This is a genomic window from Shimia sp. CNT1-13L.2 (assembly GCF_024331145.1).
Taxonomy (GTDB): domain Bacteria; phylum Pseudomonadota; class Alphaproteobacteria; order Rhodobacterales; family Rhodobacteraceae; genus Shimia.
On sequence record NZ_JANDJO010000001.1, the window covers coordinates 387805 to 399973 of the forward strand.

Below are 12169 nucleotides of genomic sequence, written 5' to 3' on the forward strand. Positions count from 1 at the left end.
TTGCCCCCTCGAGCCAGTTAACCCTTGCCCCCCATTTCCGGCGTCAGCAGGTGCCGCAACAGGGCAACGGGGTGACTGCGCAGGGTCAGGCGCATCGCCACATAGTCCTCCACCACCTGCTCTCCCTCGCTCATGTCCGGTAACATCGCCTGCGGCTCCTGAATGCCCTCGCCGTCCATATCCTGCGCAAAAAGCGGCAAGGGGTCGATCGACCGGATCGCCTTGGCCTCCCACAGGGCCTCGCGCCGGTTCAGCCCGAGATCAAGAAAGGCATCCGCCTCGACCAGCCGCATCAGCACCGGTGGCGTGATCCCCGCCCGCCGCCAGACATCCTCGACCGAGAGGTATCCATTGCCCCGCGCCGCCGCGATCCAGACCGCGTCATCTTCGCGTAACCCCTTGATTTGTCTAAACCCAAGCCGCAGCGCCAGCCCGCCACGCCCGTCCGGCTCCATCACGTTGTCCCAATAGCTTTCGTTCACCGAAACCGGCCGCACCTCAACCCCGTGCTCGCGGGCATCCCGCACGATCTGGGCCGGGGCATAGAACCCCATCGGCTGTGAATTCAGCAGGGCACAGGCAAAAAGCCCCGGATAGTGGCACTTGATCCAGGCGCTGGCATAGACCAGCAGCGCGAACGACGCCGCGTGGCTTTCCGGAAACCCGTATGACCCGAACCCCTCGATCTGGCTGAAACAGCGGGCGGCAAATTCCTCGTCATATCCGTTCTGCCGCATCCCCCGCATAAAACGATCATGAAATTCGCTCACGTTCCCATGTTTCTTGAACGTCGCCAGCGACCGCCGCAACCGATCCGCCTCCTCCGGCGTGAACCCCGCCCCGATCATCGCGATCTGCATCGCCTGTTCCTGGAACAGCGGAACCCCCAGTGTTTTGCCCAGAACCGCCCCCAGTTCATCTGACGGAAATGACACCGGTTCCTCGCCATTTCGCCGCCGGATATAGGGGTGAACCATGTCCCCCTGGATCGGCCCCGGCCGGATAATCGCGACCTCGATCACCAGGTCATAAAAGTTGCGCGGCCGCATCCGTGGCAGGAAATTCATCTGCGCGCGGCTCTCGACCTGGAACACCCCGATACTGTCCGCCTTGCACAGCATGTCATAAACCTTGGGGTCTTCCTGCGGCAGGGTGGCAAGGCTAAACCTCTGTCCATAATGGGTTTTCATCAGGTCAAAGGCCTTGCGGATACAGGTCAGCATACCAAGGCTCAGAACATCCACCTTGAGAATGCCAAGGCTGTCGATGTCGTCCTTGTCCCAACAGATCACCGTGCGGTCTTCCATCGTGGCATTCTCGATGGGCACCAGTTCGTCCAGCCGCCCTTCGGTGATGATAAAGCCGCCCACGTGTTGCGACAGGTGGCGGGGAAAGCCGATGATCTCATGCACCAGCGCCATCGTCTGGCGCAGGTGGCGGTCGCTCGGGTCCAGCCCGATTTCACGCATCCGTTCGTCCTGCACCGCGTCCACCGAAAAGAACCCCCAAAGCTGCGAGGACAGCGCCGTGATGGTGTCTTCGCTCAACCCCATCGCCCGCCCCACCTCGCGAATCGCCCGTTTGCCCCGGTAATGGATCACCGTCGCACACAGCCCCGCCCGATGCCGGCCATAGCGTTCATAGATATGCTGGATCACCTCTTCGCGGCGTTCATGTTCGAAATCCACGTCAATGTCGGGCGGCTCGTCCCGCGCTTCGCTGACAAAGCGTTCAAACACCATCGTGCCGATTTCCGGGCTGACACTCGTCACGCCAAGACAAAAGCAAACCACTGAATTTGCAGCACTTCCCCGACCCTGACACAGGATATCGCGGCTTCGGGCGAAATCGACGATATCGCGCACGGTCAGGAAATAGGGCTCGTAATTCAGGCGCCCGATCAGGTCGAGTTCATGCTCCAGCATATCCCGCACCCGCTCGGGTGCCCCGTCCGGATACCGCCACCGCAACCCCTCGTAGGACAGCCGCCGCAACCGCTCCGCCGCGGTCTCACTCCCCCGCACCTCGCTTGGATATTCATACCGCAGACTGTCCAGCGAGAACTGCACCCCCTCCACCAATTCCGCCCCCCGCACCAGCGCCTCTGGATAGTCGCGGAACAGGATTTCCATCTCCCGCGCATCCCGCAGCCGGCTCTCGGCATTGGCCAGCGCCGCCCGCCCAAGCGCATTGACCCGCCGCCCGGTGCGGATCGCCGTCACCACGTCGGCCAACTTGCGCCGCCTCCCGTGGTGCATCATCGGTGCGGCGCTGGCCACAATCGGCAGGCCCAGCCCCTTGGCCTGCGCCGCAACCCATTGAAAACGCAATTTATCCCGCCCGTCATAGCGGGGGGACAGCAACATCTGCAAACGGCCCTCGAACCGCTTGCGCAGACGCGGCATGAGATCGCCCCAGCCCGCCACGCCCTTGGCCCGACGGTCCTCCTCCGCCACCGGATGCAGGATCAATTGCAGCCCTTCGGAGTGGTCCATCAGGTCCTGCAAATGCACCAGGCACTGCCCCTTCTCTGCCCTGAGCCGCCCCTTCGACAATATCCGGCACAGGTTGGCCCACCCCTGCCGATCCGCCGCCAGAACCGTCACCGGTGGCCCGTCAGAAAACACCAGCCGCGCCGCCGGCAGCAGGCGCGGCACCGCGTAGATCGCCGCCGATGGCCCTGCCACCACCCCCTCCGGCGCAGGCGGGCCAATCAGCCCGTGTTCGGCATCAAATCTCTCCCGCTCGCGCACCTTGCGCGCAATCTCCCGCGCTTCCGTATGCGCCCGAACGATGCCCGCCACCGTGTTGTCATCGGCAATCGCAATCGCCCCCAACCCGCCCAAGGCGGCACGGCGCATGTACTCCTCCGGGTGCGACGCCCCGGTGAGAAAGGTGAAATTCGAAGTGATACAGAACTCGGCGATCATGACGATCTACAAGTATATTCACGTTTTGTTCTTTTTCGAGTCTTTTCCCGAAAAACAAAAGGGCGATCCGAAGACCGCCCTTTCCAATCAGTGATTTATCCGGATCAGCCCTTGCCTTTCCAGGGCACCAGCTGGCGTTCGATCCAGCGCATCAGCATGTCGATGCCGAAACCGATGCCACCGATCAGGATGATGCCCATGATCACGATGTCGGTCAGGGTGAACTTCGAGGCCACCATGATCATCATGCCCGCACCCTGCGACGCGGCCACCAGTTCCGCGGCAACAACCGTGCCCCAGCAGACGCCCATCGCAACCCGTGCACCGGTAAAGATATCCGGCAACGAGTTGGGAATGATCACATGGCGCATGATCTGCCACTTCGAGGCCCCCAGAGAATAGGCCGCGTGCACCTTGGTGATACGCACCCCCGACACACCGGAACGGGCCGCAATCGCCATGATCCAAAGCGCCGCGAGGAACAGCAGGATGATCTTGCCGACCTCGCCAATCCCGAACCAGATGATGATCAGCGGGATCAGGGCCAGCGGCGGAACCGGACGCATGAATTCGACAATCGGATCAAACCAGCCACGGAACCAGCCGTTCAGACCCATCGCATAGCCCAGCGGGATTCCGACAATGGCGCCGAACAGGAAGCCCCCGATCACACGGAACAGCGAATATCCAAGGTGTTCCCACAGGGTAAACCCGCGATAACCTTCCGAGCTGATCTCCCAGAACCGGCTGACCACGGCCTCGGGCGGCGGCAGATAGACCGGGTCCATCTGGAGCCCCTGCGGCGGGGTATAGCTGATGGCCCCCTTGTCGGTGAGCGCAAAGCGGCCCTTGTCGCTATCAAGTGGCGCGGTCTTGGAAATCGGCGCACCATCAATGGCAACAACCTTGGCACCATTCTTGCGGTTGGTCTCGTCGTTCTTGTCAAACAGGATGGTTTTCGAACGCGAGGCATTCATCGCCACCGCATCGTTCTTGGCCATGCCCTCACCGGGCTCGACATCGAACCGCGGCGCATCTTCACCAAAGTCGAACACACGGACGGTCACGGTTGCGTCGTCGCGATTTCCGTCCGCATCTTCAAGGGTATACTCGAACGAGGTCTCCCCCACGAACGGCCCCGGCGCCTTGAGGAACCCCGGCAACATGTTCGATCCGGTGAACGAGCCCCAGATCAGGAAGATCGTCAGAACCGAAACCACACTGGCCCAACGGTCAGAGACAACGGCGCTTTCGTCGCCAAAGGTCACTGTCTTGAGTGACGTGAAGTCGCTGGTCGCGCGATGCACGAGGAATTTCACCAAGAAAAATGCACCCGCAAAGATCGCGACATAAACGAGCAGGATCAGAAGTCCGGTCATTGTGCATCCTCCGTACGTCCCATGATTTCTTCTTCCATGTCCCAGATCATCCCGAGGATTTCCTCGCGCTTGACCGCAAAGTCGGGGTGTTTCTTCACTTCGCGAAGATCTTCACCCACGCCCAGATCGGCAAATGGCAGGCGGTATTCCTTGTGGATGCGTCCCGGACGCGGAGCCATCACGATCAGGCGTTCGCCCAGCAACAGCGCCTCTTCCACCGAGTGCGTGATAAGGATGATGGTCTTGCCGGTTTCCTTCCAGAGCTTCAGAACCAGCGACTGCATCTTCTCACGCGTCAGCGCGTCCAGCGCCCCAAGCGGTTCATCCATCAGGATCACGTCCGGGTCATTGGCCAGACACCGAGCCAGCGCCACACGCTGCTGCATACCGCCGGACAATTCATAGATCGCCTTTTCCTTGAAGTCCTGCAGGCCGACCACATCAAGAAGGTGGTCAACATGCTCACCCCAGTCGGCCTCTTTCTGGCCCTTCATCCGCGGCCCGAAACTCACGTTGTCCCGCACGCTCATCCATTCGAACAGCGCGCCCTGCTGGAACACCATGCCGCGCTCGGCATCCGGCCCTTCAACGTTGTGGCCGTTCATCACGATCTGGCCTTCGGTCGGGGCAAGGAACCCCGCAAGAATATTGAGCAAAGTGGTCTTGCCGCAGCCAGATGGCCCCAGAACACTGAGCAATTCGCCTTCTTTGAGATGCAGGCTCACATCCTTGAGCGCCTGAACCGAGCTGCCATTAGGCAGGTCAAAGCGCATCGAAATACTTTCGATCGACAGTCCCGACATGGTCCGCCTTTCACATGTTTGAGATTCTGGCCAACCCGATTCAAAGGCGGGTCAGCCTGGAGAGGGCTTGCTCCAAGGGTCCGCCCATGCCGCAGGGGACGCGGCAAGGCGGGCGAACCCCCGGGAGAATTACATGCCCTTGGCGGCGGTCAGCGGCCCGGTGTTCACAGCGTTTTCATAGGTATCAAGCGCCGAGTCGATCGAGCCTGCACCCACAAACACATCGGCAACGCCCTTCATGAAGGTCTGCGCATTGCCACCCAGCCAGGCACCGCTCAGCTGGTCATCCACGGTCGGGAAGGTGAAGGTCGAGATGGTGGCCATGGTGGCCTCTTCATCCATACCCGCGTCCTTGGCGATCACCGGCAGCATCTTGGCGTGGTTTGCCTCGTCGGCCCACATCGCGTTGGCATCAGCGGTCACTTTCAGAAACTTCGAGACAAGCTCACCGTTCTCGGCGACCCAGCCCGCCGGCCCGGAAGTCACGTCGAACACCAGGATGCCAAGCTCGGTTTTTTCCGCGCCGGACAACAGGTTGTTGCCGAACTCGTTGGCACGACGCAGCGCACCACCCCAGCCGCAGAACATGTCGACCGAGCCCTGCTCAAGCGCAACCGCGCCTTCTGCCGGTGCCATGTCAACGATTTCCATTGAACCGACGTCCACACCAAAGTGGTTCATTTGGCTCAGGAAACCATAGTGTGCGGCAGTCCCCAGCGGAACGGCGACTTTCTTGCCAGCCAGTTCACCTGCCGAATCCTTGTCGATCTCGAGCGCCTCGGCCACGACACAGTTGTCGTTGTCCGCATAGCTCACGGCCACGTCGAGGATCTGCAGGTCCTGGCCCGCGCTGGTTGCCACAACGAACGGCGGCACACCCTGGCTTACCGAAAGCTGCACGTCACCCGATGCCATTGCCGCGCTCATCGCGGTGCCGGTGTCAAAGCTGACCCAGTTGATCTTGACGCCCATGGCTTCGTCATAAGTGCCTTGTTCCTTGGCATACTGGAACGGCATCGGCCATTCGAGGAAGTAGGCGACGGTGATCTCTTCGGCCATCGCCTGGGTACCGGCCAACAGAGCCATGGCTGCAACGGCACCAGTCAGCTTGCGCTTCATAGTCATATTTAGTTCTCCCGTGTTGAACTGCGAATTGCTTTGCAGAAATTCCCGCAGGACGTTCCGTCTCTTTGCAGGAGCGCAAAGGTGCTTGACCCTGCGCAATGCCAATTCGATGCGAAACATAGCTTTCGAGCAAATGTTTTTTTGCACGCATCTGCGAAACTGTTGTCGCTTCCACGAGATTTCGTGACGGGTCACAGGGTAAAAAGTTTCAAATTTGCAATAACTTAGCTTTCAGAAAGGAAAATTCGCGCAACATCCGAAACTCAAATTGGCCATACATCAACTAAGTCACTGGACCTATTGAAGTGCCGGAAATATTGGCGAGGATGATCCCAAGAACAGACCGGATTCTCCCGGTTCTTTCCCATGTACTCGAAACGAAGCCTATAAATACAGCGAGGTGTCCCTATGGACGGCAACTTCAACGAAAACGATCTGGAACGGGTCGTCTCTGCAGACAAAGCCCACGTGTGGCACCACCTGACTCAGCACAAGCCCTTCGAAACCAGCGATCCCCGGATCATCATCGAAGGCAAGGACATGCGCGTCTGGGACCAGAACGGCAAGGAATACATCGACGCCGTTTCCGGTGCCGTCTGGACAGTAAACGTCGGTTATGGCCGCGCCCGCATTGCTGACGCGGTACACGCCCAGCTGATGAAGGTCTGCTACTTCGCCAACTCCGGCGGCTCGATCCCCGGCGCATTGTTTGCCGAAAAGCTGATCGAGAAAATGCCCGGCATGAGCCGCGTCTACTACACCAACTCGGGTTCGGAAGCGAACGAGAAGGCCTTCAAGATGGTGCGCCAGATCGCGCACAAGAAATACGGCGGCAAGAAAACCAAGATCCTCTACCGCGACCGCGACTACCACGGCTCGACCCTCGCCACCATGTCGGCAGGCGGCCAGGACGAGCGCACCATGCAATATGGCCCCTTCGCGCCTGACTTCGTGCGCGTCCCCCACTGCATGGAATACCGCAAGCACGAACTGGGCCTCGAGCACCTGTCGGGCCGCGAGTTCGGCATCGCAGCCGCAAACCTGATCGAGGAAGTCATCCTGCGCGAAGGTCCGGAAACCGTTGGCGCCCTCTGCCTCGAACCGGTCACCGCAGGGGGTGGCGTCATCACCCCGCCGGAAGGCTACTGGGAGCGCGTTCAGGAGATCTGCAAACAGTACGACGTGCTGCTGCACATCGACGAAGTTGTCTGCGGCATTGGCCGTACCGGCACCGAATGGTTCGGCTACCAGCACTACGGCATCAAGCCCGACTTCGTGACCATGGCGAAAGGTGTCGCCTCGGGTTACGCGGCGATTGCCTGCATGGTCACCACCGAAGAGGTGTTCAACGTCTTCAAGGACAACCCGGACGACAAGCTCAACCACTTCCGTGACATCTCGACCTTCGGCGGCTGCACCGCCGGCCCGGCAGCAGCACTGGAAAACATGGCGATCATCGAAGAGGAAAACCTCCTCGAGAACTGCACCAAGATGGGCGAGCGCATGATGGGCAACCTTCAGGCGCTGATGGAGAAGCACGAAATCGTCGGTGACGTGCGCGGCAAGGGTCTGTTCCTTGGCATGGAGCTGGTCAAAGACCGCGAAACCAAGGAACCCGTCGACGAAAAAGATGTGATGGCCGTGGTTGGCGATTGTGGCGCTCAGGGTGTCATCATCGGCGCGGCCAACCGCTCGATCCCGGGCCGCAACAACGTGCTGTGCTTCTCGCCGGCGCTGATTGCCACTGCGGACGACATCGACGCGATCACCGACGCCGTCGACAAAGCCCTGACCAAGGTCTTTGGCTAACGGCTAATTGGTCTGGTTAAAAGTCACAGAGTCGGCCCTTTCCAATGGGCCGTCTTTTCTACATCTGGCATCCAGAACTCAACAAGAAGGATACCCAAAGATGTGGCCCGCCCCCGTTTCTCTGCAAGGTCAACACGTTGCTCTTGCGCCACTGGATCACATTCACGCCACTGATCTGGCCGAAGCTTCGGCCGACGGTGACCTCCATCGCCTGTGGTACACGATGATTCCCGCCCCGGATGATGTGTCGGCCGAGATTGACCGTCGCCTTAACCTGCAGAGCAATGGCTCGATGTTGCCGTTCGCGATTTTCACCCCAGAAGGCAAAGCCGTAGGCATGACCACCTACATGAACATCGACAGTTCCAACCGCCGCGTCGAGATAGGTTCGACCTGGTATCGCAAATCCGTGCAACGCGGCCCGATGAATACCGAATGCAAACTGCTTATGCTGCAACATGCCTTTGAAACGCTCGATTGCATCGCCGTCGAGTTCCGCACGCACTTCATCAATGTCCAATCCCGCCGCGCGATCGAGAGACTGGGCGCAAAACTGGATGGGGTGATCCGCAATCACATCGTCATGGCAAATGGCACCCTACGTGACACCGCTGTCTACTCTGTGCTGCCTAATGAGTGGCCAACAGTAAAAGCCAACCTGATCTGGCAGCTGCAGAAGCCACGCAGCTAAAAGTGAATTCGCGGCGCAGTCAGACCAGATTGCGCCGCCCGTAAGTCCAAACTAACCTACGCTCATGGCCATCTCCGTCGAAACCTTCTTCCTCAACCCCCAATTCCAGGGAACCCTGCAGGCCCAGATCCAGCAGATGATCGCCGAGGGCATTCTCTCGGGGCGCTTTCGCGTGGGAGAACGACTGCCATCAACCCGCAAACTCGCCACCCACCTCGGAATCAGCCGGATCACCGTGACACTGGCCTATACCGAACTGCTGGCGAACGATTATCTTACGTCGCGTGGACGGTCCGGCTATTTCGTCTCTGAAAACGCGCCGGTCCCTCCAAACTTCACCCCCGTCGCGCGCGGCGAAGACCAGGTCGACTGGACCCGCGCCATCGGCAAACGCTTCACCGGTGGCGACACCCCCGAAAAGCCGCAGAACTGGGCCTCGTTCAAATACCCGTTCATCTATGGCCAGACCGACCCGTCCCTTTTCGACCATGCCAACTGGCGCCTGTGTGCGCTTCAGGCCCTGGGTCAGAAAGACTTCACGGCACTGACCACCGACTACTACGATCACGACGATCCGCGCCTGATCGAGTTCATCGCCCGCAACACCCTGCCGCGCCGGGGGATCATTGCGCGTCCCGAGGAAATCCTCATCACGGTCGGTGCGCAAAACGCCCTCTGGATGACGGTTCAGATTCTCCTCACCCAACGTCGCATGGCCGCGATCGAAGACCCCTGCTACCACGCCATGCGGGACATCCTGAACCAGTCGCGCTGCCACGTTGCCCCTTTGCCTGTTGATCGTGACGGTCTTCAACCGGATCACATCCCGCCGGATACCGACGTGATCTTCACAACCCCAAGCCACCAGTGTCCGACAGCGGCAACCATGCCGATGTCACGCCGTCATGCCCTTCTGGAACGGGCCCGCGAACTGGATGCGTTGATCGTCGAGGATGACTACGAGTTCGAGATGTCCTTCCTTGATGCCCCGTCTCCGGCGCTGAAATCACTCGATACAGACGGGCGGGTGATCTACGTCGGCAGCTTCTCGAAATCCCTGTTCCCGGGGCTGCGGCTCGGCTATCTCGTCGGGTCCGAAGCCTTCATTCGCGAGGCCCGCGCCCTACGGGCCTCGATCCTGCGCCACCCACCCGGCCATATCCAACGCACCACCGCATACTTCCTGTCACTTGGCCACTACGACGCGCTGATCCGGCGCCTTCGCGAGGCCCTGCGCGTCCGCCGCACAACCATGCGCGACGCCATCGAGGAACACGGCCTGACAATTGCCGGACAAGGGGTACATGGCGGCTCGTCTTTCTGGATGCGCGCACCCGAAGGCGTCGACACCGAAAAACTTGCCCTCAAACTTCAGGCCAACGGCGTGCTGATCGAACCCGGACGCCCGTTTTTCCACGGCCGCGGACGGCCCCGCAACTTCTATCGCCTCGCCTACTCATCCATTCCGAACGAACGTATCCACAAGGGTGTGAGCCTGATTGCCGAGGCCATCAAAGGATAAGACCAACTGGACCTATTTTGCAAAAAACTCTGGCCCTATCGAGTAGCGCCAGTGAATCGTAAATTCGGGTTCAACAACAGCCAATTCCGCCGCGCGCGAACAAGGAGTGATTCCCCATGAAAATGACCACCGAAGAGGCCTTTGTAAAAGTCCTTCAAATGCACGGCATCGAGCATGCCTTCGGGATCATCGGCTCAGCGATGATGCCTATCTCCGACATTTTCGGCGAAGCCGGGATCACCTTCTGGGACTGTGCGCACGAAGGATCGGGCGGCATGATGGCTGACGGCTACACCCGCGCCACCGGCAAGATGTCGATGATGGTTGCCCAGAACGGCCCCGGCATCACCAACTTCGTGACCGCCGTCAAAACCGCCTACTGGAACCACACCCCGCTCTTGCTGGTCACTCCGCAGGCGGCCAACAAGACCATGGGTCAGGGCGGCTTCCAGGAAATGGAACAGATGCGCATGTTCGCCGATTGCGTCTGCTATCAGGAAGAAGTGCGTGATCCCTCGCGCATGGCGGAAGTCCTGAACCGCGTCATCATGCAGGCCAAGCGCAACTCGGCCCCGGCCCAGATCAACGTGCCGCGTGACTACTTCACCCAGGTTGTCGATATCAACCTGCCCGCCATCGTCGACTTCGAACGCCCCTCCGGCGGCGAAGAGGCCCTCGACGAGGCAGCGGCCCTGCTCTCCAGCGCCAAGTTCCCCGTCATCCTCAACGGTGCCGGCGTTGTCATCGGTGGCGCCATCGAAGCTTCCAAGGCTCTGGCCGAACGCCTCTCCGCCCCGGTCTGCTGCGGCTACCAGCACAACGATGCCTTCCCCGGCTCGCACCCGCTGTTTGCTGGCCCGCTCGGTTACAACGGCTCCAAGGCCGGTATGGAACTGATCTCCAAGGCCGACGTTGTTCTCGCTCTCGGCACCCGTCTGAACCCCTTCTCGACCCTGCCGGGCTATGGCATCGACTATTGGCCGACCGAAGCCAAGATCATCCAGGTCGACATCAACCCCGACCGCATTGGCCTGACCAAGCCGGTCACCGTCGGCATCGTCGGCGACGCCAAGAAAGTGGCCACCTCGATCCTCGAAAAGCTGTCGGACACCGCCGGTGACGAAGGTCGCGATGATCGCCTCAACCTGATCTCGACCACCAAGTCCGCGTGGGCCCAGCAACTGAGCTCGATGGACCACGAAGACGACGATCCGGGCACCACCTGGAACGAACGCGCCCGCGCTGACAAACCCGACTGGATGAGCCCCCGCATGGCGTGGCGCGCGATCCAGTCTGCCCTGCCGAAAGAGGCGATCATCTCCTCCGATATCGGCAACAACTGCGCCATCGGCAACGCCTATCCGTCTTTTGAGGAAGGCCGCAAATACCTCGCCCCCGGCCTGTTCGGCCCCTGTGGCTATGGTCTGCCGTCGGTTGTCGGCGCGAAAATCGGCTGCCCTGATGTTCCGGTTGTCGGTTTCTCGGGTGACGGCGCATTCGGCATTGCCGTGACTGAACTCACCGCCATCGGCCGTGAAGAATGGCCCGCCGTGACCCAGGTTGTCTTCCGCAACTACCAATGGGGTGCCGAAAAGCGTAACTCGACCCTCTGGTTTGACGACAACTTCGTAGGCACCGAACTGGACACCCAGGTGTCCTATGCCGGCATCGCGCAGGCCTGCGGCCTCAAGGGTGTTGTCGCCCGCACCATGGACGAACTCACCGCCGCCCTGAGCCAGGCCGTGGAAGACCAGAAGAACGGTATCACCACCCTGATCGAAGCCATGATCAACCAGGAACTGGGTGAACCCTTCCGTCGCGATGCGATGAAAAACCCGGTCAAGGTTGCAGGCATCTCCAAAGACGACATGCGTCCGCAACAGGTAGGCTAAGGTGAACATATCCATCGA

At 60.3% G+C, this 12169-nt stretch carries 8 protein-coding genes; 4 read left to right on the forward strand and 4 right to left on the reverse strand.

Translation table 11 applies throughout. From position 1 onward, the window contains the following. Window positions 1–17 precede the first annotated feature (17 nt). The 4 genes from NNA36_RS01975 to NNA36_RS01990 all read right to left on the reverse strand — a co-directional run bounded on the left by NNA36_RS01975 (window position 18) and on the right by NNA36_RS01990 (window position 6231). Window positions 18–2930, reverse strand: coding sequence for an error-prone DNA polymerase (locus NNA36_RS01975; protein ID WP_255103733.1), 2913 nt, complete (start codon window positions 2928–2930; stop codon window positions 18–20). 104 nt (window positions 2931–3034) lie between these two features. Further along, a complete protein-coding gene (locus tag NNA36_RS01980) occupies window positions 3035–4309 on the reverse strand; it encodes an ABC transporter permease (RefSeq protein WP_255103735.1) in 1275 nt (424 codons plus the stop codon). Further along, window positions 4306–5112 (reverse strand): taurine ABC transporter ATP-binding protein, encoded by an 807-nt coding sequence (locus tag NNA36_RS01985; protein ID WP_255103737.1) that lies wholly within the window; start codon window positions 5110–5112, stop codon window positions 4306–4308. The genes NNA36_RS01980 and NNA36_RS01985 overlap by 4 nt, the downstream gene beginning before the upstream one ends. 129 nt (window positions 5113–5241) lie before the next feature. Then, on the reverse strand, window positions 5242–6231 hold the full coding sequence (locus tag NNA36_RS01990) for an ABC transporter substrate-binding protein (protein WP_255104387.1): 990 nt from the start codon (window positions 6229–6231) through the stop codon (window positions 5242–5244). Between the two features lie 414 nt (window positions 6232–6645). Between NNA36_RS01990 and NNA36_RS01995 the strand changes: the two genes are divergently transcribed. The 4 genes from NNA36_RS01995 to xsc all read left to right on the forward strand — a co-directional run bounded on the left by NNA36_RS01995 (window position 6646) and on the right by xsc (window position 12151). Further along, window positions 6646–8046 (forward strand): aspartate aminotransferase family protein, encoded by a 1401-nt coding sequence (locus tag NNA36_RS01995; RefSeq protein WP_255103740.1) that lies wholly within the window; start codon window positions 6646–6648, stop codon window positions 8044–8046. 100 nt (window positions 8047–8146) lie between these two features. Then, window positions 8147–8737 carry a GNAT family N-acetyltransferase gene (locus NNA36_RS02000; protein WP_255103741.1) on the forward strand — a complete coding sequence of 197 codons (591 nt, stop codon included), beginning with the start codon at window positions 8147–8149 and terminating at the stop codon, window positions 8735–8737. Between the two features lie 64 nt (window positions 8738–8801). Further along, the gene (locus NNA36_RS02005) at window positions 8802–10259 is read left to right on the forward strand and encodes a PLP-dependent aminotransferase family protein (RefSeq protein ID WP_255103742.1); all 1458 of its coding nucleotides are present in this window, start codon (window positions 8802–8804) and stop codon (window positions 10257–10259) included. A gap of 116 nt (window positions 10260–10375) precedes the next feature. Beyond that, window positions 10376–12151 carry a sulfoacetaldehyde acetyltransferase gene (xsc, locus tag NNA36_RS02010; protein ID WP_255103744.1) on the forward strand — a complete coding sequence of 592 codons (1776 nt, stop codon included), beginning with the start codon at window positions 10376–10378 and terminating at the stop codon, window positions 12149–12151. Window positions 12152–12169 lie beyond the last annotated feature (18 nt).

Bases quoted from the DNA above. Each gene is read 5' to 3' on its own strand.
- NNA36_RS01975 (WP_255103733.1), bottom strand. From the start codon at position 2,930: ATGATCGCCGAGTTCTGTATCACTTCGAATTTCACCTTTCTCACCGGG.
- NNA36_RS01980 (WP_255103735.1), bottom strand. From the start codon at position 4,309: ATGACCGGACTTCTGATCCTGCTCGTTTATGTCGCGATCTTTGCGGGT.
- NNA36_RS01985 (WP_255103737.1), bottom strand. From the start codon at position 5,112: ATGTCGGGACTGTCGATCGAAAGTATTTCGATGCGCTTTGACCTGCCT.
- NNA36_RS01990 (WP_255104387.1), bottom strand. From the start codon at position 6,231: ATGAAGCGCAAGCTGACTGGTGCCGTTGCAGCCATGGCTCTGTTGGCC.
- NNA36_RS01995 (WP_255103740.1), top strand. From the start codon at position 6,646: ATGGACGGCAACTTCAACGAAAACGATCTGGAACGGGTCGTCTCTGCA.
- NNA36_RS02000 (WP_255103741.1), top strand. From the start codon at position 8,147: ATGTGGCCCGCCCCCGTTTCTCTGCAAGGTCAACACGTTGCTCTTGCG.
- NNA36_RS02005 (WP_255103742.1), top strand. From the start codon at position 8,802: ATGGCCATCTCCGTCGAAACCTTCTTCCTCAACCCCCAATTCCAGGGA.
- xsc (WP_255103744.1), top strand. From the start codon at position 10,376: ATGAAAATGACCACCGAAGAGGCCTTTGTAAAAGTCCTTCAAATGCAC.